The sequence below is a fragment of the Pseudomonas sp. AC463 genome (assembly GCF_979253585.1).
This window is the reverse complement of record NZ_CEEDDZ010000001.1, coordinates 426506-448672: the sequence shown is the minus strand read 5'-3', so window position 1 is coordinate 448672 and position 22167 is coordinate 426506. Positions and strand designations below refer to the sequence as shown.

General features: G+C 63.7%; 17 protein-coding genes and 1 pseudogene. 5 read left to right on the top strand and 13 right to left on the bottom strand.

Translation table 11 applies throughout. From position 1 onward, the window contains the following. The 3 genes and pseudogenes from AC0IYH_RS02085 to AC0IYH_RS02075 form a co-directional block, all read right to left on the bottom strand. Window positions 1-1127, bottom strand: a pseudogene (locus AC0IYH_RS02085) (type IV secretion protein Rhs); the annotation flags it as partial. A gap of 146 nt (window positions 1128-1273) precedes the next feature. Then, the gene (locus tag AC0IYH_RS02080) at window positions 1274-4357 is read right to left on the bottom strand and encodes an efflux RND transporter permease subunit (protein WP_471832839.1); all 3084 of its coding nucleotides are present in this window, start codon (window positions 4355-4357) and stop codon (window positions 1274-1276) included. Window positions 4358-4359: 2 nt separating this feature from the next. After that, entirely contained in the window at window positions 4360-5466 is a 1107-nt protein-coding gene (locus tag AC0IYH_RS02075; protein WP_471832838.1) for an efflux RND transporter periplasmic adaptor subunit, read from the bottom strand. A 102-nt stretch (window positions 5467-5568) separates the two neighbouring features. Here AC0IYH_RS02075 and AC0IYH_RS02070 point away from each other — a divergent pair, with 102 nt between their 5' ends. Together AC0IYH_RS02070 and AC0IYH_RS02065 are read left to right on the top strand one after the other, a co-directional pair. Further along, window positions 5569-6774 carry a multidrug effflux MFS transporter gene (locus AC0IYH_RS02070; RefSeq protein WP_116628162.1) on the top strand — a complete coding sequence of 402 codons (1206 nt, stop codon included), beginning with the start codon at window positions 5569-5571 and terminating at the stop codon, window positions 6772-6774. A 78-nt stretch (window positions 6775-6852) separates the two neighbouring features. Next, a complete protein-coding gene (locus tag AC0IYH_RS02065) occupies window positions 6853-8784 on the top strand; it encodes a TonB-dependent receptor domain-containing protein (RefSeq protein WP_471832836.1) in 1932 nt (643 codons plus the stop codon). Here AC0IYH_RS02065 and AC0IYH_RS02060 read toward each other — a convergent pair. After that, a complete protein-coding gene (locus AC0IYH_RS02060; protein WP_471832852.1) occupies window positions 8781-10100 on the bottom strand; it encodes an ATP-binding protein in 1320 nt (439 codons plus the stop codon). The genes AC0IYH_RS02065 and AC0IYH_RS02060 overlap by 4 nt on opposite strands. Window positions 10101-10120: 20 nt before the next feature. Further along, window positions 10121-10864, bottom strand: a complete 744-nt coding sequence (locus tag AC0IYH_RS02055; protein WP_122772268.1) for a response regulator transcription factor — start codon at window positions 10862-10864, stop codon at window positions 10121-10123. Window positions 10865-11044: 180 nt separating this feature from the next. On the opposite strand from AC0IYH_RS02055, the gene AC0IYH_RS02050 reads away from it, so the two are divergent. The 3 genes from AC0IYH_RS02050 to AC0IYH_RS02040 all read left to right on the top strand — a co-directional run bounded on the left by AC0IYH_RS02050 (window position 11045) and on the right by AC0IYH_RS02040 (window position 14073). Next, complete coding sequence (locus tag AC0IYH_RS02050) at window positions 11045-11905, top strand: pirin family protein (RefSeq protein ID WP_122772267.1); 861 nt, start codon at window positions 11045-11047, stop codon at window positions 11903-11905. 68 nt (window positions 11906-11973) lie between these two features. Beyond that, window positions 11974-13419, top strand: coding sequence for a mechanosensitive ion channel domain-containing protein (locus AC0IYH_RS02045; protein ID WP_471832835.1), 1446 nt, complete (start codon window positions 11974-11976; stop codon window positions 13417-13419). A gap of 39 nt (window positions 13420-13458) precedes the next feature. Further along, window positions 13459-14073 (top strand): LbetaH domain-containing protein, encoded by a 615-nt coding sequence (locus tag AC0IYH_RS02040; RefSeq protein WP_116628181.1) that lies wholly within the window; start codon window positions 13459-13461, stop codon window positions 14071-14073. Here the strand turns inward: AC0IYH_RS02040 and AC0IYH_RS02035 are convergent. The 8 genes from AC0IYH_RS02035 to rhmD form a co-directional block, all read right to left on the bottom strand. Then, window positions 14070-15371 (bottom strand): carbohydrate porin, encoded by a 1302-nt coding sequence (locus AC0IYH_RS02035; protein WP_471832834.1) that lies wholly within the window; start codon window positions 15369-15371, stop codon window positions 14070-14072. The two genes, AC0IYH_RS02040 and AC0IYH_RS02035, sit on opposite strands and share 4 nt — an antisense overlap. Window positions 15372-15554: 183 nt before the next feature. Beyond that, window positions 15555-16325, bottom strand: coding sequence for an SDR family oxidoreductase (locus AC0IYH_RS02030; RefSeq protein ID WP_122772264.1), 771 nt, complete (start codon window positions 16323-16325; stop codon window positions 15555-15557). A gap of 28 nt (window positions 16326-16353) precedes the next feature. Continuing rightward, window positions 16354-17412, bottom strand: a complete 1059-nt coding sequence (gene rhaT, locus AC0IYH_RS02025; protein WP_116628154.1) for an L-rhamnose/proton symporter RhaT — start codon at window positions 17410-17412, stop codon at window positions 16354-16356. A gap of 40 nt (window positions 17413-17452) precedes the next feature. Beyond that, window positions 17453-17773 carry an L-rhamnose mutarotase gene (rhaM, locus tag AC0IYH_RS02020; RefSeq protein WP_471832833.1) on the bottom strand — a complete coding sequence of 107 codons (321 nt, stop codon included), beginning with the start codon at window positions 17771-17773 and terminating at the stop codon, window positions 17453-17455. Continuing rightward, complete coding sequence (locus AC0IYH_RS02015) at window positions 17773-18648, bottom strand: amidohydrolase family protein (RefSeq protein ID WP_471832832.1); 876 nt, start codon at window positions 18646-18648, stop codon at window positions 17773-17775. The genes rhaM and AC0IYH_RS02015 overlap by 1 nt, the downstream gene beginning before the upstream one ends. A 70-nt stretch (window positions 18649-18718) precedes the next feature. Continuing rightward, entirely contained in the window at window positions 18719-20152 is a 1434-nt protein-coding gene (gene aldA, locus AC0IYH_RS02010) for an aldehyde dehydrogenase (RefSeq protein ID WP_471832831.1), read from the bottom strand. A gap of 10 nt (window positions 20153-20162) precedes the next feature. Beyond that, window positions 20163-20963: an aldolase/citrate lyase family protein gene (locus AC0IYH_RS02005; RefSeq protein ID WP_471832830.1), complete on the bottom strand. Its 801-nt coding sequence runs from the start codon at window positions 20961-20963 to the stop codon at window positions 20163-20165. Window positions 20964-20974: 11 nt separating this feature from the next. Beyond that, entirely contained in the window at window positions 20975-22159 is a 1185-nt protein-coding gene (rhmD, locus tag AC0IYH_RS02000; RefSeq protein WP_471832829.1) for an L-rhamnonate dehydratase, read from the bottom strand. Between the last annotated feature and the right edge of the window lie 8 nt (window positions 22160-22167).

Below are 22167 nucleotides of genomic sequence, written 5' to 3'. Positions count from 1 at the left end.
CTGCGCACCGCCGTCACCGGGTTAGAAACCAACTGCTCCCCAGCCTTCAACTGCGCAGCCGGCACGGACTTGATCGCGGTTGGCGCGCTTCCCAGCAATAAAGGTTTAGCCGCTTCGACATGCGGTTCCAACTTCGGCCCGACCAATTGTTTGGCAAGTAACTCCAACAGATCCCGCGCGCGCCCGGACTTGATGGAACCAAGCACCTGAGTCCCCAGTCGCACCGCAATCCCCATGCCACGTGTTGCCCAAATCAGCAACAAGTTGATCAACACCTCGCCGGTGATTTCCCCCATCAACTCATTCATTTGCGGCGGCGGCAGCAAGCGCATCCAACTGACCATCGCCGTCACATGGATAAACAACAACGGTTCATCGCTCAGCGTCAGCAAACCCAGCGCGATCTTGTCGTTGCCCAGCTTCAACAGTTCATCGAGTTCGGTTTGGGAGATGTATTGCAGCAACTTTTCGCTGTTAGCCTTGAGGTCCGCCAGCAGCTCATACAGCTGTGAGATATTGTCCCAAAGGCTGTTAAGCGCTTTACCCATGCCGCTCAGAAACGCCGTCTCGGCCATCCGGCGACGGTCCAGCGGGGTGGCGTCGACATAGTCGTCCCACTCGGCCTTGAAGGTGTCGGTCCATTCTTGGCGCAGGCGTGTTTCCAGCTCCGCAATCACCGACTGATAAGACGCATACAGCGTCTTGACGTGATCCTTGGAAACGTTGGGGTAGAAGTTGATCCGGTATTTCTGGTTGCGATCACACTCGGTGATTTCCAGAATGCCGCTGGGCCCGATGGTTTTATGAATCGGCTCACCCAGCGGGCCGCCGTTGGGGTCGATGCGTTGCAGCACCACCGGCGTATCGCCAATGGGCACAAATCGCGAACTCTGGAACATATGCACCAGGGTCAGTGTGCCGTCAGCTTTGCACTGTGCGGTCGTGCTGCTGGGAAACAGGGAGCGGTTGATCGGCGCAACCAACTGCACCTCATCCCCGACCTTGAACACCTGCTCGACGTCCAGCGCCGAAAAGCTCCAGAAGCTCTCCGCCCATTCGTCAAAGCTGTTCAGGCATTCACGAAAATCACGGAAGACGCCTTCGACATCCGGTTCCTTCACGTCCATGGGAGCCAGGGCCAAACGGCCGATGGCGGGGTTCAAGATATAACCCCATCAACCAAAACACCTTCCAGAAAAACCATCTGCAATCCCTCGCGCTGTGTGATCAGGCGAAGGACTTTGCAGAGGTTTTCCGGACGGGTCTGTAGTGCTTATCCGGCAGTTATGTGGGATTGATCGACAACTTTTGTCTTCTCTCGCCCAAGCACCAAACTGCACAGCGCCGGCAGGAACAACAGTGTCAACAGCGTGCCCACCAGCACCCCGCCAATCAGCACAAAGGCCAGCGACGACCAGAATACCGACAGCGTCAACGGGATAAACGCCAACGCCGCCGCCAGTGCGGTCAAGATCACCGGCCGCGCACGGCGTACGGTGGCTTCGACGATTGCCTCGTGGATCGCCATGCCATGGTCCTGGTTCTGGCGGATCTGGTCGGTAAAGATCAGCGTGTTGCGCATCAGAATCCCGCCAATGCCGATCAGGCCCAAAATTGCGTTGAAGCCAAAGGGCTGGTTGAACAGCAGCAGCGTCGGCACCGCGCCAATCAGGCCCAACGGCGCGGTGGCGAAGACCATGAACATCACGCCGAAGGAGCGCACCTGGAACATGATCACCGTGAGGGTCAGCAAAATCATGATCGGGAACAGCGCCGCCAGCGCGACGTTGGCCTTGGCGCTTTCTTCCACCGGGCCGCCGATGTCGATCCGGTAACCGGCGGGCAGCTTGGCGATCAGCGGTTGCAGGTCTTTGTAAACAGCCATTTCCACGTCAGGCGGTTGCACGCCGTCGATGATGTCGGCACGCACTTCCACGGTGCTCGCGCGGTTGCGGCGCTTGAGGATCGGTTCTTCCATCACCGCCTGGAAATGCCCGACCTGGGCCAGCGGCACCGAAGTGCCGGCGCTGTTGGTCAGGGTCATGTTGTTGAGGTTGCCGAGGTTCTCGCGCTGGTTGCCCTGGGCGCGGGCGACCACCGACACGGTGCGGTTGCCTTCGCGCACTTCGGTGATCGGGTTGCCGCTGAGCAGGGCGTTGAGCTGGGATTTGACCTCGTTGGGTGTGAAACCCAGCAGGCGCAGGCGGTCCTGATCCAGCACCAGGCGATAACCGCTGGTGCGCTCGCCCCAGTCAAGGAAAGCGTCCTTGGTCAGTTTATTGGCCGCGACGACCTGGCGCACGTCCTCGGACAGCCCGCGCAGCACCTCCACATTCGGGCCGGAGACGCGGAACACTACCGGGAAGGGCACGGGCGGGCCGAACAGCAGTTGCGTCACGCGGACCCGCGCCGAGGGGAATTCACCTGCCGCAATTCGCTCGCCCATGCGTAGCTTGAGTGCGTCGCGGGCGTGGGAATCCGGAGTCTGCACGATCAGCTTGGCAAACGCCGGGTCTGGCAGCTCGGGGTTCAGCGACAGGAAGAAACGCGGCGCGCCGCCGCCCACATAGGTGTCAACCATGGTCGTTTGCGGCTCTTGCAACAGGGCCTTTTCCAGTTGCGCGGCCACCGCCTCGGTGCTTTTGAAGGCGCTGCCGGGCGGCATGTACACCTCAAGGATCAGCTCGGAGCGGTCGGAGTTGGGGAAAAACTGCTTCTTGACCACGCCCATGCCCACCACGCACAGCACAAACGCCGTCACCACCAGCCCGGTCACCAACCAGCGGCTACGCACGCAGGCTTGCACCAGGCTGCGCAATTTCTGGTAATAACGCCCGGCATAAATCGCATCGTGGCCGCCGGGCACCGGTTTGATATTCGGCAGCAGTTTCACCCCCAGGTACGGCGTGAACACCACGGCCACCAGCCAGGACGAGATCAGCGCAAAGCCGACGATCCAGAAGATATTGCCGGCATATTCGCCGGCGCCCGAGCGCGCAAAGCCCACCGGCAGAAAGCCGATGATGGTCACCAGCGTGCCGGTCAGCATCGGCGCGGCGGTGGAGCTCCAGGCAAAGGTGGCGGCGTGGATCCGGTCGAAGCCTTCTTCGAGTTTCACCACCATCATCTCAATGGCGATGATCGCGTCATCCACCAGCAACCCGAGGGAAATGATCAGCGCGCCGAGGGTGATGCGGTCGAACTCACGCCCGGTCATGAGCATGATCACAAACACCACCGACAAGGTCAGCGGCACCGCCGCCGCCACCACCAGCCCGACGCGAAAACCCAGGGCCAACAGGCTGATGACCATCACCACCGCCAGGGCGACGAAGAATTTGAGCATGAATTCATTCACCGCCAGGCTGATGTTTTTCGCCTGGTCGGAGACTTTGGCAAAGTTCACCCCCAGCGGCAGGTCCGCGTGGATTTTGGCTTCCTGGGCCTTGAGGCTCTTGTCCAGGTCCAGGCCGTTCCAGTGTTTCTCCATGATCACGCCGAGCATCAGCGCCGGGTCGCCCTGATGGCGGATGCGGTAGCTGGGCGGGTCTTCATAGCCACGGCTCACGGTCGCCACATCGGCGATGCGCAGCACGCGGCCGTTGACTTCCAGCGGCACGTTTTCGATCAGTGCGAGGCTGTCGAAGGCGCCATCGATGCGGATATAGGCCCGCGCGCCGGCGGTTTCGACAAAGCCCGAGGGCGCCACGGCGTTCTGGGCGGCGAGGGCGGCAAAGATCTGGTCCGGCTTGATGCCCAGGGTCGCCAGGCGCTCGTAGGAAAACTCGACAAAGATCCGCTGCGCCTGCTCGCCGAGGATATTGACCTTCTTCACCCCCGGCAGGTTGAGCAGGCCCTGGCGCAGTTCTTCGGCCATCTGCACCTGTTGCCGGTGGGGCAGGTGCTCGGCTTCAAATGCGTAAAGGGCAAAGTACACGTCGGAATATTCATCGTTGAAGAACGGCCCGATCACACCGTTGGGCAGCCTCGCCGCTTCATCGCTGAGCTTTTTGCGCGTTTGGTAGAACAGGTCCTGGATCTCGCTGGGGCGCGTGGATTCGAGAAACGTCATGCGCATCGACACAAAACCCGGCTGGGCGATGGTTTCGACGCGGTCGTAGTAGTCCAGCTCCTGCAGGCGTTTTTCCAGGCGGTCGGCGACTTGCTCCTGCATTTCCTCGGCGGTGGCGCCGGGCCAGGCGGCGGTGATGGTCATGACCTTGACGGTAAACGAGGGGTCTTCGGCGCGCCCCAGTTTGCCGAAGGAGAAGATCCCGGCGGCGAGGATCGCAATGATCAGGAACAGTGTGACCGCGCGATGCTTGACCGCCAATTCAGAGAGGTTGATACCGCGCATGCTCAGTTGTCCTGTTTGCGGTTGAGGGCCAGCGCCTGGGCGGGCAGCAGGCGTACCGCGTCACCGCTGTGCAGCAGGTGCGCGCCGAGGGCGACGATGGTTTGGCCGGGGGTTACGCCGCTGTGGAGCAGGGCGTCTTCCTGGCCGAGGCTGGCGACTTTGACCGGGGCGAAAGTGACCTTGTCATCGGCGCCGATCAGCCACACGCCGGTGCCTTGCCCGGCGTCCTGCAAGGCGCCGATGGGCACGCGGGTTTGCTGGGCCTGGCCGTTGCCTTGCAGGCGCACGGTGATGGTCGAACCGAGGGCGAAGCGATCGACAGCGCCGTGCAATACATAACGGGCGCGGTAGGTGCGGGTGGTGGGGTCGGCGCTGGCGGACAGCTCGCGCAGGGTGGCGGTTACCGCCTGGTCGGGCGCGCCGAAGGGGAAGGCCAGGGCTTTCTGCGCGGCCAGGTCGCGCTGGTTTTCCGGCAAGTTGACGATGGCTTCGCGGGCGCCGTCATGGGCCAGGCGCGCGACGATCTGCCCTTCGGCGACCACTTGGCCACGGTCCACACGCACGTCGGTGATGATGCCGTCGCCATCGGCCTTGAGCACCGAGTAGGTGCGGCGGTTTTCGATCTGGCTGGCATCCGATTGCGCCGAGGCCAGTTCGGCTTCGGCGACGCGCAGGTTGGTCGCCGACTGATCGAAGATCTGCCGCGACACCGCGCCGGTACTGGCCAGGCGCTGGTAGCGATTTTCATCGTCGCGACGCTGGCGCAGTTGGGCCTGGGCGGCGTTGACGCGGTTTTTTGCCGAGCGCAGGGCCAGCTCGAAGTCGCCGATGTCCAGCACCAGCAGGGTGTCGCCACGGGAAACGTGCTGGCCGGGGTCGACCTTGCGTTCGATGACTTTACCGCTGACGCGGAAGCCCAAATCGCTTTCGGTACGGGCCGCGACCACACCGGTATAGGCGCTTTGCTGGGTGCCGGCCGCTTCGACCTTGGCCGCGAGGACCGGGCGTGGTTGCGGCACTTGAGCGGCGGTATCGGCCTGGCTGTTGCAACCGTTGAGGACGATCAACAGCGCCAGGGGCGTGAGAAGACGCAGGGGAAGAGGGTGCATGGCGGGCTCCGGGGGGTGACCGTTGAGGAAAAAATTATGGACATAATTTTTTGCTCATATTATGGTCGAAATATAAATTAATCCAGCCCCCGGATAATCCCCATGTCGAACGCCCCGGCCCCCTCGCGAAACTTGCTGTTTTTACTGGTGGCCCTCACGGCGCTCGGTGAAGTCTCGACCCAACTGATCATCCCCGGCCTGGGTGCCATCGAGCAGGCGCTGTTGGCGCCGGCGGGTTCGGCGTTGATGGCACTGTCGGCGTTCGTGGCGGCATTTGGCCTCGGGCAGTTGCTGTTCGGGCCGCTGTCGGACCGCATCGGCCGCCGCCCGGTGCTGCTCGGCGGGTTGGCGTTGTACGTGCTGGCGACCTTGGCGATGCTGCTGGTCAGCGACATCCAGCAGTTTATCGCCGCCCGCGTGCTGCAAGGCCTGGGTGCCTGCGCCGCGCTGGTGTTGGCGCGCACCGTGGTGCGTGATGTGTGGAAGGCCGAGGCGGGGCCGGCCCTGGCGTTGACCATGATCGGCATGCTCTACGCCATTGTGGTGGCGCCGATGGTCGGCGGGCTGCTGATCAAGCTGCTGGGCTGGCGCGCGCCGATCATCCTCGCGTTGCTGATTGGCAGCGTGGTGCTCCTGCTGGCGCTGCTGTTTTTCCGCGAGAGCAACCACAACCTCGACCCCAAGGCCGGCCACTGGCGCACCCTGGGCGGGCAATACCTGGATTTGCTCAAGGGCCGCCAGTACCGCGCATTTGCCGTGGCCCTGGCGTGCACCTATGGCGCCATGTTTGCGGTGATCGCCGGTTCGTCGGCGGTGTTTATCAACCTGCTGGGCTTCAGCAGCCTGGAATACGGCATTAATTTCGGCGTGATTGTGTCGATGCTGATCGTCGGGTCCACCTACACCCGACGCAATATCCTGCGTCTGGGGCCGCAGCGGATCGTGGCGATGGGCGTGACGCTGGTGGCAATCGGCGGCGTTTCCGCACTGGTCATCTATAAGCTGTTTGGCCTGTCGGTACTCGGCCTGGACATCCCCGTGGCGCTGGTCACCCTCGGCGGCGGCCTGGTATTGCCCGGCTCGGTCACCGGCGGGGTGATGCCCAATGCACACCGCGCTGGCCTGGCGGCAGGCTTGATGGGTTTTGCGCAGATGTTTGGCGCCACCTGCAGCGGCGTGCTGTTGAGCCATCTGCGCGACGGCAGTGCCACGCCCATGATCACCATCCAGGCGTGTTTTGCGCTGAGCGCCTTTGTGGCATTTCACCTGTTGCGCGAGCGGCGCGTGGCGCTGGTGCCGGCGGCTTGAGTTGTCACACTTTGTCCAAGTTATTCGGGGCTGGATGATTACGATTCGCTTTTGAGACGAATCTTAAGGTCCACGCCCATGCTTCCTGCTTTTCGCTTCACACCCCTGGCCCTGCTGGTGGCCGCTAGCTTCAACGCCCATGCCGACGAGCCTTTGGCGCTCAATGATGTGGTGGTGACGGCCGCAGGTTTCGCCCAAAGTGTGGAAGATGCGCCGGCGTCGGTCACGGTGATTGATGGCGAGACGCTGCGGCGCAAGTCTTACCGTGACCTTGGCGATGCGGTGCGCGATGTGGAAGGCGTGACCGTCAACGGCGGCGCGAATGAAACCGACATCTCGATCCGGGGCATGCCGGCCGATTACACCCTGATCATGGTCGACGGCAAACGCCAGAGCGCGCGGGAATCGCGGGTCAATGGCAACAGTGGTTACGAGCAGAGCTTCGTGCCGCCGGCCGCCGCCATCGAGCGGATTGAAGTGGTGCGCGGGCCGATGTCGTCGCTGTACGGTTCGGACGCGATTGGCGGGGTAATCAACGTCATCACGCGCAAGGTCTCGCCGACCTGGGGCGGCTCGATTGGCTACGATTATTCGGCACGCCAGCACAGCGACCAGGGCAACGCGCGCCAGACCCAGTTCTACCTCAGCGGCCCGCTCAAGGAAGACTTCCTCGGCTTGCAGGTGTGGGGCCGTTACCTGGATCGCCAGGCGGACAACGACATCGAGCAGACCAATGGCTTCAGCAAAGCCGACCACCGCGACCTCACCGCGCGCCTGGCCTTCACCCCGACCCTCGACCACGACATCCTGCTGGAAGCCGGCGCCACGCGCCTGAAGAACGGCGACGGCATCAGCGCCAACTGGGCCACCCGCGAGCAGGAAAACAATCGCGATCACTGGTCGCTGTCGCACCAGGGCCGCTGGGGCTGGGCCACCTCCGACGTCGCGCTGTCCCAGGAAACCTCCAGCCGCGAAGGCAAGGCCACGCCTGCGCAAACCGATATCTACGGGCGCAAACCCGAAATCAAGAACACCGTGTTCGACGCCAAGCTGGTGGTGCCCACTGCGCACAACGTCAGCACCGTGGGCCTGCAATGGAATGAAAGCGAGCTGACCGACTGGAACCAGGGCCTGGGGGATCGCGTCGACTATAAGTTCTCGGTGGTGCAAAAGGCGCTGTTCGCCGAAAACGAATGGTCGGTCACCGACAGCTTCGCGCTGACCACCGGCCTGCGCCTGGATGAGCACGAGGAGTACGGCGCCCACTTCAGCCCACGGGTCTATGGCGTGTGGCGCGCCACCGAACAGTGGACCCTCAAGGGCGGCATCGCCCGTGGCTTCAAGGCGCCGGAGTTGCGTGCGGTGGTCGAGGACTACGCCTACCTGCGCCGTAATCGCTTCGTGATGTTCGGCAACCCCGACCTCAAACCCGAAACCAGCACCAACTATGAAGTGTCGGCGCTGTGGAGCAACCGCGATAACCTGTCGGGCGGCGTGACGCTGTTCTACAACGACTTCCAGGACAAGCTCTCCACCGTCACCACCGACCGGCGCTGGAACAACTACATCATCATGGAGCGGGTCAACGTCGACAAAGCGATCATCCAGGGCGTGGAGCTGAACGGCCAATGGGACATCAACCCCAGCGTGCTGCTCAAGGCCAACTACACCTATACCGATTCCGAGCAGAAAAGCGGCGCCAACAAAGGTGCGCCCCTGGCCCTCACGCCAGAGCAAAAGGCCAATGTGCGCACGGAGTGGACCATCAACGACCGCACCCAGGCCTGGGCGTCGCTGAGCTATTACGGTGAAGAAACCGGCAACACGATCACCGACGAACCGGCCCCGGGCTACACCACCGCCGACCTCGGCGGCTCCTTTGATGTGACCGATTCGCTGACCCTCAACGCCTCCCTCAACAACCTCACCGACAAGCGCCTGGACGATGAAACCTACGGCACCGTGAACTACGGTCGCACGTTGTGGATGGGCGCCACGCTGAACTTCTAAAGCGCTGCGGGCAAGCGCACCACTGCGCACAGGCCGGCCGGTGCGCGATTCTCCAACACCAGCTCGCCGCCATGGGCCTGGATGCACGAACGTGCAATCGCCAGGCCCAACCCCACGCCGCCGTCACCGACGCCGCGCTGCACAAAGGGTTCGAAGACTTTGTGCAGCCAGTCTTCGGGCAAGCCCTGGCCGTGGTCGAGAATCTCGATGCGCAGCCAGCCGCTGTCCTCGCGCAACACACTCAGGTGGGCGTCGCCGCCGTGGTGCAGGGCGTTGTCGATCAGGTTGGTCAGCGCGCGTTTGAGCGCCAATGGACGGCAGGTCAGCAGCAGCGCTGGAGCACCGGACCAGGTGACGGGCTGTTGCAGGCGCTGGTAACGCTTGGCCAAGTCATCCAGCAGGTTGCTCAGGGATACCGTGGCGGTGGCTTCCTGCACCGCATCGTCACGTACGAAGTTCAGGGTTTCGCGCACCATCGCGCTCAACTCGGCGAGACTTTCGAGCATGTCATCGCGGGTGGCGCCGGGCTCCAGCAACTCCACTTGCAGGCGCAATTCGGTGATCGGCGTGTTCAGGTCATGGCTGACCGCGGCGAGCATCCGCGTGCGGCCTTCCACATGCCGGGCGAGGTTGGCCTGCATGGTGTTGAAGGCCGCGGTGAGGTGCCGGGCTTCCTGCGGGCCGCGCTCGGGCAGCGGCGCGATCCATTCACCACGGCTCACGCGTTCGGTGGCCTGGGCCAGGGTCCTGACCGGGCGCACCACGCGGGCGATGAAAAACATCACGATCAGCAACACCGGCAGGGTAGTCACCGGCAGGCTGTAGGCGAGCACGCGGCTCCATTCATAGGCGCCGGCGGGAAATTGCACGGCGTTCAGGTACATCCCGCCGGGCAGCGCGATGCTGCTGCGCAGGCGCAACGGCGCCCAGCCGGCGGGGCTGAACACATGGGTACGGGCATCGGCGCCGCTGATGCGCTCAAGCTGCATGCCGATGGCGGTGGCGTTATCCAGTTGCAGACGGTTGCGCAGTTCGCCGGCCAGGCGGCGTTCTTCGGGGCGCAGCTCAAATGGCGCGACGTCCGGCGTGGGGGCCATCCAGAAACGCGCACCGTCGGTGCTCATGGCGGCCAGCAGGTGCGCGGTTTCAACCGGGGTCAGGTCCAGCGCGGTGTGATGGGCGATGCTCAAGCGCTCCAGGCTGAAACTGCGCGACAGCGGGTGGATCAGGCTGCCGGTACGCTGCAGAAACAGCATGGCGATGGCGTTTGAGGCGAGCAGCGCCAGCAGCAGCAACAGGCTCAGCTGGCCCGCCAGGGTGCGCGGCCACAGCCGGCTCAAGGCGCGCATTCACTGACCTCGGCGGCCAGCAGGTAACCGCCGCCCCAGATGGTGCGCAGCAGGTCCAGCGTGGGATCGCCCTGGGCCAGCTTGCGGCGCAGGCGACTGACCTGGCGGTCGATGGCGCGGTCGCTCACATCGCTGTCGGCGGCGGCGGTGAGGTCGATCAAGCGTTCGCGCGGCAGCAACGTGTTGGGGTGGGCGAGGAAGACTTGCAGCAATCGGCTTTCTACTGTGCTGAGCTGGACCGCCGGGCTGGCGTCACGGGTTAACGTTGCACTGCATACGCTGAAATGCCAGCCGGCAAACCGGTACGCCTGCGGGCCACCGCTGGGGGCGGCGGGCCCGGTATTGCGGCCCTGGCGGCGCAACACGCTGTTGATGCGCGCCACCAGTTCGCGCGGTTCGAAGGGTTTTGTCACGTAGTCGTCGGCGCCCAGGTCGAGGCCGCGCACGCGGTCGGCGGCGGTGTCGCGGGCAGTCAACAGGATCACCGGGGTGTTGCTGCGTCGATGCAACTGGTTGCACAACTCAAAGCCGTCGCCGTCCGGCAACAGCACGTCGAGGATCACCACGTCGAACGCTTGGGTCTTGAGCAATTGCCACATGCCGGCGGCGTCTTCGGCGGTGCGTACCTCGAAGGTGTGGCGGCGCAGGTAGGTAGCCAAAGGCTCGCGGATTTTGCGGTGGTCATCCACCACCAGTACGCGCGGCGCGACAGGCGCAGAGGCAAACGGCATTGCAGCCCTCGAAGGGTTGAGCGGGAGAGGGCGGATACTACTACGAGTCATTATCATTAACGTTGTTTTTGTGGCGATGGGTCGGCATACCGTTCCATGAGTGGGACGCTCAGGGCTGTTTTTGCCGGCTAGCGCCAGATTGTTATCGGTTTTATGGTGTATGCACTTTGGAGGACCACCATGAAAAAACTCATCGGCATTTACACCAGCCCACGCGGCCATTGGGTCGGCGACGGTTTCCCGGTGCGCACGCTGTTTTCCTACGACAACCTGGGCAAACACATCAGCCCGTTCCTGTTGCTGGACCACGCCGGCCCGGCCGATTTCACCCCGACAGATCAGCGTCGCGGTGTTGGCCAGCACCCGCATCGCGGCTTTGAAACCGTGACCATCGTCTACGCCGGCGAAGTCGAACACCGCGATTCCACCGGCGGTGGCGGCAAGATCGGCCCCGGCGATGTGCAATGGATGACCGCCGCCAAGGGCATCCTGCACGAGGAATTTCATTCCGAAGCCTTCGCCCGCAAAGGCGGCGCGCTGGAGATGGTGCAGCTGTGGGTCAACCTGCCGGCCAAGGACAAAATGGCCGACGCGGGTTACCAGACCCTCGTCGACGCGGACATCCCCGTGCTGCCGCTGGCCAACGACGCCGGGCACGTGCGCCTGATCGCCGGTGAATTCGCCGGCGCCCAGGGGCCTGCACGCACCTTCACGCCAATAGACGTGTGGGACCTGCGCCTCAACGCCGGCAAGCCGGTAACCCTCGACCTGCACGCTGGGCGCAACACCGCCCTGGTGATCCTGCAAGGCACGGTGCTGGTCAACGGCGAAGAGGTCGCGCGGCCTGGGCAATTGGCGCTGTTCGAGCGCGATGGCAGCCAGCTCACCCTGGAGTCCAGCGACGACGCCAAGGTGCTGCTGCTCAGTGGTGAGCCGATCGATGAGCCTATCGTCGGCCATGGCCCGTTTGTGATGAATACCGAGCAGGAGATTCATCAGGCGTTTGCCGACTTCCAGTCTGGCCGTTTCGGGCAGATGTAAGCACACCGGCTATACCCTGCGGGGGCATTTCATGCGATCTTCTCGGCATTCGCCCTGGAGTCGCCTGGATGCCCTCATTTATCGCTGAACACCCGATGCTGTGCGCCCTGGCGTTGATCTTTATCGACATCGCCGTGTGGCGCCTGATCTCCGCCAATCTCGCCAACTGGAAGCTGGCGGCGCGGTTGGTGATCTTTGCAGTGTTCAGTGCCGTGCTGTTCAACGACGGCATGAACCCCATGCAGCTCGCGCCCTATGCCGACAACACCGCCTTGCACCTGGCCGCCACGGCCTTGCAGATCGGCTGGTGGCTGTTCGCGGCGCGCACCCTCACGGTGTTGCTCGGCGCGCTGATGATGCAGCGGGTCGGCCATACCGGCCGGCTGTTGCAGGACCTGATGGGCGCGGTGATCTTTCTGATTGCGATCATCGCCGCCCTGGCCTACGTGCTCGATCTGCCGGTCAAGGGCGTGCTCGCCACCTCCGGCGCGGTGGCAATCATCGTCGGCCTGGCGTTGCAAAGCACCCTCAGCGATGTGTTTTCCGGGATCGTGCTCAACACCACCAAGCCTTACCAACTGGATGACTGGATCTCCATCGACGGCACCGAAGGCCGCGTCACCGACATCGACTGGCGCGCCACACGCCTGCAAACCTCCCAGGGCAGCATGGCGGTGATCCCCAACTCGCTGGCAGCGAAGGCCAAGATCATCAACTTTTCGCGCCCGGCGGACATGTTCGGCCTGGCGGTGAGCCTGCAGGTCAGCCCCCATGCGCGGCCGCAAACCGTGATCGAAGCGCTGGAGCGTGCCATGCAGGGTTGCCGGCCACTGCTGGCCAAGCCGCCGCCCAGTGTGGCGTTCAAGACTTCGGCCAGTGGCGGTGTGGAGTATGAAATCAGCGGCTTCGTGCCGGCCATGGCGCTCAAGCGCGAGGTGCGCAACCAGCTTTACGATCTGGCCTTCCGGCATTTGCAGGCGGCGGGCGTGGGCGTGTTGTCGGCCACCGAAAGCGGCGCGCCGCCGGCCATGTCCGCCGCGCGGGCGTTGCTGGAGCGTTCGTCGATTTTCTCGACCCTGCGCCAGGAAGAAAAAGACACCTTCAGCCAGAACATGAGCCTGCACAGCTACCGCGCCGGCGAGATGATCCTGCCGGCCGGCGAGGTCAGCGATCATTTGTTCATCGTCGAGTCCGGCGTGGTGTCGGTGATGCTGGTCAAGGGCGGCCACACGTTCGAGGCCGGCCGCATGGGGCCGGGCGAGGTGATTGGCGAGGCGGGGATTCTGTCGGATGAAGCCACCTTGGCGGATTTTTCCGCGAAGACCTTTTGCACCCTGTACCGCATCGAGAAGGAATACTTGAAGCCGTGCCTGGATGCGCGCCACGACATCAGCGAAGCGATGAAGGCGCTGTTGGATTTTCGCGTGCACGCCGCGCAGGCCTTGACTCAGGACGCACCGGTGGTGCCGGTCAAGAAGGGCTTCCTGCAGTGGCTGCGCAAGCGCGGTCTTTGAGTGCCCAGCCGACCAATCCAATTTGCAGAGGGTTTCACCGTGATCCGACTTTACGATTACATCGCACACATTGCCCAATCCCCGCTCGCGCCCTGGGCTGACCTGGCCCCCTGGGCGCTGGTCAGCCAGGCCCCGGCGATTGTGCGCCAGCTTCTCACGCAACTGCCCGCCGACGATTACCGCATCGACGATGAAGTCGCCGTCCACCGCACCGCCACCGTTGAAGCCGGCGCCTTGCTCAAGGGCCCGCTGATCATCGGCCCTGAATGTTTTATCGCCGCCGGCTCGCTGCTGCGCGGTGGTTGCTGGGTGGACGCGCGCTGCATCATCGGCCCCGGCGCGGAGCTTAAAACCACCTTTATGTTCAGTGGCAGCAAGCTGGCGCACTTCAACTTTGTCGGCGATTCGGTGTTGGGCCACGGCATCAACCTGGAGGCCGGCAGCATCGTCGCCAACTACCGCAACGAGCGCGTGGACAAGGAGGTGCTGGTGCGCGTCGACGGGGCATTGCAGCGTACCGGTTGCGACAAGTTCGGCGCGCTGCTCGGTGACCAGTGCCGCATTGGCGCCAATGCGGTGCTCGCGCCGGGGGCGGTGCTGGCACCTGCCAGCATCGTGCGACGCGGGCAGGTGTTTGATGGCGAGGAAGGCTAGAAGTCGGCGATAAACTGCACGCCACCGACCACGGCACCGTTGGTCTGCGTGAGCCCGCCCGGGTATTTCACGTATTGCAGGTTGGGCCGCACCATCAGCCAGGGGGTGGCCTGTACGCCGTAGTTGACCTCGTAGCTGTACTCGCGGCGTTGTTCGGGCACATACAGCGGGTCATCGATCGCCGTCACGCCATTGGCGGCGTTGAGCATTTGCGTGTTGCGCGTATAGCGGTCGCTGACCTGCAGTTTCGACGCGCCGATGCCGAAGGTGTCGGCAGGCCGTGAGTCGAACGGGCCACGGTAGATCAGGCCAACCTGGATCAGGTTTTTAATCACGCTCTTGTCGGGATCGTTGACCGTCAGGTTGGCGAACACGTTGAGCCCGCGTTTGTTGTCGCCGTCCACCGTGGTCAGTTGCTGTTGGCCCGACAACCACCAACCGCTGTTGCTGGAATACATCCGATAAGGCTTCTGTGAACTGGCGGCAAAGTTGCCGTCGGCGTCCTTGAGCATGTCCTTGGTGTCGGCGTTGGCGTAGTAGTAACCGGCGTGGTATTCCGAACTCAGGCCGTCGATGCGCCCCTTCCAGATCGCTTCGATGGGGAAACTGGTGCCCTGGGAGCCGCTGATAAAGGGCTTGAAGCCGTTGCTGGCTTCGGCGTTGCCGGGGTTCTTGTCGTAGGCGCCGACCTGCATCGCGAACTCATCGGTGAACTGGTACTTGGCGCGCACCGCCCACTGGCTGATCGGGAAGCTGTTCCACACGCCGTTCCAGTTGCCTTCCTGGGAACCGCACAGGGTCACGTTCTGGAATTCGCAGGGGAACTGGTCAAAGTCTTCGCCGTGGCCGAAGCGCCCGAGTTTGAGGGCCAGCTTGCGCTCGAAGAATTTCTGCTCATACCAGAACTGCGAAAGCCGCCAGGCATTGCCGCCGCCGAACACTTCCATGGTCGACGTCAGGCCGGTGGCGTTGGGCTGGTGCACGCGGTCGTTGGTGATGTCCTTGCCATGGCGCTCGCCGATGCCGATGCGAAAGGTTGCGTCCTGCCAGCCGAGGAGTTTTTGCAGGTCCATGTCCACGCCGAGAATCAGCTGGTCGCTCCAGCGTGCGGTGGTGTGGGAGTTGTAGCCGCCACCGAGGTTGCTGCCGACTTCGCCGACATACTTGAGCGTGAAATCGTAGCCCTGTTCGGCCAACTGCGGGCGCAGGCCGTTCCAGTCGCCGAGCATCGCGGGGGCGCTGTAGGCGCAGGTGGACAGGGCGCTGCAGAGCAGGGCCAGGGGGTAGGTAGTGCGCATGGGATGCTCCTTGGATTGTTGTTTTTATTAGGGACTGCACAAATTTCAGGCACACAGAGATCCCTTGTGGGAGGGGACTTGCCCCCGATAGCGGTGTACCAGCCACAGCTGCACTGACTGACACTCTGCTATCGGGGGCAAGCCCCCTCTCGCATTGGAATTGTGGTGTTGGAGGGGGCGGGGTTACTGCAGGTTGACGAACAACCCGCCGTCCACCAGCAACGACGCGCCGGTCACATAGCGCGCCATGTCCGAGGCCAGGAACACGATCGGCCCGGCCACGTCATCTGGCTCACCCAGGCGACCCAGTGGCGTGCGGGCGGTCATGTAGGCGAGTTTTTCCGTGTCGGCCAGGTCTTCCTTGTTGATGTCGGTGGCGATGGTGCCCGGCAGCACCGAGTTGCAGCGAATGCCATACGGCCCCAATGCAATCGCGCAAGACTGCATCAACGAATGCAGGCCGGCCTTGGTCGGCGTGTAGTGGGTTTGCATGCCGCCGCCCACCAGGGCGCTGATGGAACTGACGGCGATGATCGCGCCGCCGCGGCCCTGGTTCTTCATCTGGTTGGCCGCCGCCTGCACGGCGAAATACGCGCCGTTGAGGTTGGTGTTGACGGTTTTCAGGTAGACCTCGCGGGGCATGTCGAGGAACGAGTGGAACGGGCAGATGCCGGCGTTGTTGACGAACACGTCGACACTGCCAAAGGCCTTCACCGCGCCCGCCACCAGCTTGTCGCCGGTGTCCGGGTCGGCAGCATCGCCGCCCACTTCGATGGCCTGGCCGCCAAAGGCCTGGATCTCTTCGATCAGTGACAAGGCGGCGGTTGTGCCCTGGCCGCTGCCGCTGTGGCCGATGACCACACGGGCGCCCTGGCGTGCACATTCACGCGCGGCGGCGCGGCCGATGCCACGGGAGGCGCCGGTGATGATCACGGTTTTGTCTGCAAGCAACATAAAAATACTCCTTCAAAAATGAGCGGCTTCAGCCGAGGTAATTGCCGTAACCGACCATGGCGATGGCGCCGAGGATCACCGCGATGCCGGCGACCAGCACGCCCTTGTTGGCGGCGCTGGTGCCGTGCCATTCGCGGAAATACAGGCCCCAGCAGTTGGACACGATGATGATGAACGACATATGCAGCACCCACGAACTGGCGTCGTTCTGCAGGCGGCTTTCGCCCATGCCGTAGAAGAAAAACTGCAGGAACCACAGGGTGCCGGCGATGGCCACCAGCAAGTAGTTGCCCAGCAGCGGGGTGCTGCGGTCGAGGTAGTTATGGAAGGTGCGGTTGCGCCAGTTCAGCCACAGGCACCAGATGCCGTTGGTGGTCAGGCCGCCCCACATGATCACCATAAAGGTCACGTTGTTCTGGAACAGGCTGTTGGCGCCGTGTTCCACCGCCGCCGCAGCAAGCGGCCGGCCGGCGGAAATGCCGTAGCTGAAACACGCACTGAGCACGCCGGAAATCACCGCCACCAGCATGCCCTTGCCCAGGGAAAACTCGCTGACACTGGCGAACTTCACCGCCTCGGACACTTCCCGTTCCTTGATCAGCCCGGCCTTGCCGCACACCGCGATCCCGACCAGCGACACCGCCACACCCCACAACACCCAATGCCCGCCCTGGGAGGCCAGCATTGAGGTCAAGGTGCCTTCGGTGGCATCGGTGAACAGGTCGCGGTACAGCGCCGGCATCAACGCACCGAGCGCCGAGGTGAGGCCCATGATCAGGGACATGCCCAGGGACAGGCCAAGGTAGCGCATGGTCAGGCCGAAGGTTAGCCCGCCAATGCCCCACAGCACGCCGAACAGATAGGTCCACAGCAAGGTTGAGGTGTCGGCGTTGCGCAGGATGTCGACCCAACCCGGCACGGTCAATTGCGCGGCAATCAGCGGCACGATCAGCCAGGACACCAGGCCGCCGGTGATCCAGTAGCTTTCCCAGGCCCAGCCGCGGACCTTCTTGTAAGGGATGTAGAAACTGCCGGAAGCGAAGCCGCCGATAAAGTGCAGAATCACACCAAGGAGAATGATTTCCACGTAGTCGAATCCTTTTTATTGTTGTTGTGGGTCAATGGGCTCAGGGGCGAGCCAGGTGGAACATGGGCACCAGGTCGACGCTGACCGGCGAAGCGTCCGCGTGGCTGGGCATGATGTCTTGCATGTAGTGCCACCAGCGTTGCATCAACGCGGTGCCGGGCAGGGCATCCAGGCCATGGTCGTCCGTGTGGGTGAGTACGGCGAACAGCGAGTGGGTGGCTTCATCGAGGAAAATCCGGTAATCCACCACCCCGGCATCCAGCAAGGCTTGGGCCAGTTCCGGCCAGATGTGCGCGTGGCGCCGGCGATACTCATCGGCCTGCCCGGGGTTGAGGTTCATGCGAAAGGCACGGGTCGGCATCACTGCGCTCCCTTGGCCGATGTGTAGATACGCAGCGCGTTGTGCCGGAAAAACTTGGCCTGCACGGCCTCGGGCTTGTCGGCCAGGCAGCGTTTTACCAGGCCCAGGGTGGTGGCGAAGTCGGCCAGGTGATCGCTGTTGGGCCAGTCGCTGCCGAAGAAGCAGCGGTCTTCGCCAAAGGCTTCCCACAACACCGCCAGGCGGTCGTTGTAGAACGCCGTGTCGGTGATCAGGCCCTGCGGCCCGAGCTGGGGAATCTCCGCCAGCTTGGCGAATACATTCGGCCGTTCGGCCAGGCGCAGCAGGTCGGCGTGGTAAGCGGCCTCTTCGCCGGCGGGGACCTGGGCGTTCGGCAGGTGGTCGACGATGATGCGCAACTGCGGCAGGGCATCGCTCAGGTGCAGCAGGCCCTTGATCAAGCGCGGGTTGGGGTTGGCACTGTCCAGGCCACGGCCGCAGGCGGCCAGTTGGCGCAGGCCGTCGATAAACCCGGGGCGCGTCTGGTCCAGCAGCAGGTCGCGGTCCCACAGGTTGCCATAGCGCAGGCCGAGGAACAGCGGCTCGTCGGCCCACGCTGCAAGGTCAGCGGCGAAGTCTGCGTGCAACGGGTCCAGGTTGCCGACAAACCCGAGCATGCGCGGCTCACCACGCAGGGCTTGCAGCAGCCAGCGATTGTCGTCGCGCCACGGGCTGGCTTCCACCGCGATGGCGCCGACCACGTTGTGTGGGGCGGCGAGGGTCCAGTAGTCGGCCGGCAAATGCGCGGCATACAACGCGTTGCCGGGCTCGGGCCACGGGATGCCTTGGGGGCGACGCGGATCGAACAGGTGCAGATGGCTGTCGATGATCGGGCCACTATAGGGAATCAGGGGCATGGGGCAGTCCTTATCAGAAGCACATTTGGAAGGGCCAGCACGCTACCGCGCGACGGCCCGTTTCACCACCTCAGCTCTGCAGGTACACCACGTGTGTGTGGGTGTATTCGTACAGGCCGTGCTTACCATCGGCGCCGCCGACTCCGGATTTGCGCACCCCGGCATGGAAGCCTTGCATGGCCTCGAAGTTTTCGCGGTTGACGTAGGTTTCGCCAAAGTCGATTTCGCGCACCGCGTGCATGGCCTTGCCCAGGTCGCGGGTGTAGATCGACGAGGTCAGCCCGTAGTCGCAGTCGTTGGCCAGGGCGATAGCTTCGTCGAGGTCATCGACAATCTGGATCGGCAGCACCGGGCCGAAGATCTCTTCACGCATGATCTCCATGTCGGCGCGGCAGCCGGCCAGTACCGTCGGCTGGAAGTGAAAGCCCGCGCCAAGGTCGGCGATCTGCCCGCCGCTGACCAGGCTCGCGCCCTGGCTGAGCGCGGTGCGTACCTTGCGGTTGACGCTCTCCAGGCCCTGGCGATTGATCAGCGGGCCCATTTCCGCATCGGCCATGGCCAGCGGGTCGCCGTAGCGCGTGGCCGTCATCGCCGCACTGATGCGCTCGATAAACTGATCGGCGACTGTGCGCTCCACATACACCCGCTCGGCGCAGTTGCAGACCTGGCCGGTGTTGATGATGCGCGAGTCGCGTATGGCTTTGACCGCCAGGTCCAGGTCGGCATCCGCCAACACGATGGCCGGCGCCTTGCCGCCCAATTCCAGGTTGAGCTTGGTGATGTTCGGCGCGGCAGCGGTCATGATTCGCGAGCCAGTGGCGACGCTGCCGGTGAAGCTGATCATGTCCACGCCTTTATGCGCGGTGAGGGCGCCGCCGACCTGGCCGTCGCCGCAGACCACGTTGAACACGCCGGCGGGCAGGTCGGTGGCGGCCACCAGCTTGGCGAATTCAAAGCAGTTGTTCGGGGTTTCTTCGCTGGGCTTGATCACGATGGTGTTGCCGGTCAGTAGCGCCGGCGCCATTTTGCGGGCGATCAGAAAGAACGGGAAATTCCACGGCAGGATGCCCGCCACCACGCCCAGGGGCTTGCGGAACAGAAAGATATTTTCGTTGGGACGGTCGCTGGTGATGATCTCGCCTTCGATGCGGCGCGCCCACTCGGCCATGTAGTCGAGGTAGTCGGCGGTGAAATTCACCTCGACCTCGGCCAGGCCCGTAACCTTGCCTTGCTCCAGGGTAATGGTGCGGGCCAGGTGCGCGACGTTTTCGCGCAGCTTGGCGGCGATGCGCCGCAGGTGCCCGGCGCGTTCGATAGCCGGCTTGCGGGCCCAGTCTTTTTGCGCACCGCGTGCAGCGGCGAGGGCCTGTTCGACATCGGCGGCGGTGGAGGCGGGCACCTTGGACAGCAACGCACCGGTGGCCGGGTTGAGCACATCGAGATGCGCTTCACTGCTGACGAAACGGCCGTTGATAAAGTTCTGGTACACGGGAACGGATGACATGGGCTGCTCCTCAGTAAGTACGTGATTGCGGTTTTGCATCGGCATCGGGCCGATAGCGGGCGAGGGTGGCCAGGGCGCTCTGGCGCAGCAGGCTGATGTCGATGGCCACGGCGATAAAGCGGCAACCCCAGGCCTGGTAGCGGCGGGCGTCTTCTTCATTGGGCGCGAGGATGCCGCAGGCCTTGCCGGCGGCGAGGGTGGCGTCCACCGCCTGCTTGATGCGCTCCTGCACCTCGGGGTGGCCAGGGTTGCCGGCGTGGCCGAGGCCGATGGACAGGTCGGCGGGGCCGATAAAGACCGCATCCACGCCCTCGACGGCAGCAATCGCCGCGACGTTTTCCACACCCAGGCGCGATTCCACCTGCACGATCAGGCACAGCTCTTCATGGGCGGTGTGCAGGTAGTTCGCCACGCCATCCCAGCGCGTGGCGCGGGTCAGGCCGCCGCCGACGCCACGAATGCCATGCGGTGGATAACGCATGGCGCGCACCAGGGCCTGGGCCTGTTCGGCGGTTTCCACCATGGGAATCATCAAGGTCTGGGCGCCAACGTCGAGCAGTTGCTTGATCAGGCTCGCGTCGCCATTCACCGCGCGCACCACCGGCGCCGTGGCGTAGGGCGCTACGGTCTGCAATTGATTGAGCACGCTGGGCACGGTGTTGGGCGCGTGCTCGCCGTCGATCAGCATCCAGTCGTAGCCGAGGCCGGCGACGATTTCGGCGGCGTAGCCGGTGGCGAAACCGGCCCAGATGCCGTACTGGGTGGCGTCTTGCGCCAGGGCGGCCTTGAAGCCATTGCGGGGCATAGTCATGACGGCGTTCCTCAGCGGTTGTAGGGACGGTGCAGTTGGCAATCCGGGTTCAGGTCCACGCCGAAGCCGGGTTTGTCGAGTGCCGACAGGCGCATGCGGCCATTCACCGGCACCGGCTCACCGAGCAATTGCGGATGGAACATCGGCACCACTTCGTCAGCCTTGGGCGCCATCATCAGGAACTCGGCGAACGGGCTGTTATGGCGGGTGGCGACGAAGTGATAGCTGTACACCGACGAGCCGTGGGGCACGACCATGGCGTTGTGCGCGTCGGCCAGGGCGGAGATTTTCACCAGTTCGGTCAGGCCGCCGCACCAGCCGACGTCGGGCTGGATGATGTCGCAGCAGCCCATTTCCAGGAGCATACGAAAGCCCCAGCGCGTGGCTTCGTGTTCGCCGGTGGTCACCAGCATGCCTTTGGGCACCTTGTTGCGCAGCGCGGCGTAGCCCCAGTAATCGTCGGGGCTCAGGGCTTCTTCGATCCACTTGAGCCCGTGTTCATGGGCGCCGATCGCCAGTTTGGTGGCGTAGTTGAGGTCCAGGCTCATCCAGCAATCGAGCATCAGCCAGAAATCCGGGCCGACCCGTTCACGCATGGTGGCCAGCGCTTCGAGGTTTTTGCGCAGGCCTTCTTCGCCTTCGCTGGGGCCGTGGTGCAGGGGCATCTTGCCGCCGATAAAACCCATCTTCTGCGCCAGGTCGGGGCGCGCGCCGGTGGCGTAGAACTGCAGTTCGTCGCGTACCGCGCCGCCGAGCAATTGGTGCACCGGCTCCTGGCGGAGCTTGCCGAGCAGGTCCCACAGCGCCAGGTCGACGCCGGAAATCGTATTGATGACCAGCCCCTTGCGACCGTAGTAGAGGGTGGACTGGTACATCTGGTCCCAGATTTTTTCGATGTCGGTGACTCGCGCGCCTTCGATAAAGCGCGCCAGGTGTTTTTCGACGATATACGCCGCCGGCTCGCCGCCGGTGGTCACGGCAAACCCGACGGTGCCGTCGCTGGCTTCGATTTCCACCACCAGGGTGCCCAGCACGTTGATGCCGAAACTGCGGCGGCTCTGGCGGTACTCGGGGTATTTGCTCATGGGTGTGGAGATGTGGTCGTCGATCCAATGGCCGTCGGCCTGGTCGTGGTAGTCGGCGCCGCCGCCTCGCAGTACAAAGGCGCGCACGTGTTTGATGGTGAGATGACCCATGGTAAGAC

Excerpts from the sequence above, each read along its gene's own strand:
- aldA (WP_471832831.1), bottom strand. The coding sequence starts at position 20,152 with ATGTCATCCGTTCCCGTGTACCAGAACTTTATCAACGGCCGTTTCGTC.
- AC0IYH_RS02015 (WP_471832832.1), bottom strand. The coding sequence starts at position 18,648 with ATGCCCCTGATTCCCTATAGTGGCCCGATCATCGACAGCCATCTGCAC.
- AC0IYH_RS02080 (WP_471832839.1), bottom strand. The coding sequence starts at position 4,357 with ATGCGCGGTATCAACCTCTCTGAATTGGCGGTCAAGCATCGCGCGGTC.
- rhaM (WP_471832833.1), bottom strand. The coding sequence starts at position 17,773 with ATGCCGACCCGTGCCTTTCGCATGAACCTCAACCCCGGGCAGGCCGAT.
- AC0IYH_RS02070 (WP_116628162.1), top strand. The coding sequence starts at position 5,569 with ATGTCGAACGCCCCGGCCCCCTCGCGAAACTTGCTGTTTTTACTGGTG.
- AC0IYH_RS02055 (WP_122772268.1), bottom strand. The coding sequence starts at position 10,864 with ATGCCGTTTGCCTCTGCGCCTGTCGCGCCGCGCGTACTGGTGGTGGAT.
- AC0IYH_RS02045 (WP_471832835.1), top strand. The coding sequence starts at position 11,974 with ATGCCCTCATTTATCGCTGAACACCCGATGCTGTGCGCCCTGGCGTTG.
- AC0IYH_RS02035 (WP_471832834.1), bottom strand. The coding sequence starts at position 15,371 with ATGCGCACTACCTACCCCCTGGCCCTGCTCTGCAGCGCCCTGTCCACC.
- AC0IYH_RS02065 (WP_471832836.1), top strand. The coding sequence starts at position 6,853 with ATGCTTCCTGCTTTTCGCTTCACACCCCTGGCCCTGCTGGTGGCCGCT.
- rhmD (WP_471832829.1), bottom strand. The coding sequence starts at position 22,159 with ATGGGTCATCTCACCATCAAACACGTGCGCGCCTTTGTACTGCGAGGC.
- AC0IYH_RS02075 (WP_471832838.1), bottom strand. The coding sequence starts at position 5,466 with ATGCACCCTCTTCCCCTGCGTCTTCTCACGCCCCTGGCGCTGTTGATC.
- AC0IYH_RS02005 (WP_471832830.1), bottom strand. The coding sequence starts at position 20,963 with ATGACTATGCCCCGCAATGGCTTCAAGGCCGCCCTGGCGCAAGACGCC.
- AC0IYH_RS02030 (WP_122772264.1), bottom strand. The coding sequence starts at position 16,325 with ATGTTGCTTGCAGACAAAACCGTGATCATCACCGGCGCCTCCCGTGGC.
- AC0IYH_RS02050 (WP_122772267.1), top strand. The coding sequence starts at position 11,045 with ATGAAAAAACTCATCGGCATTTACACCAGCCCACGCGGCCATTGGGTC.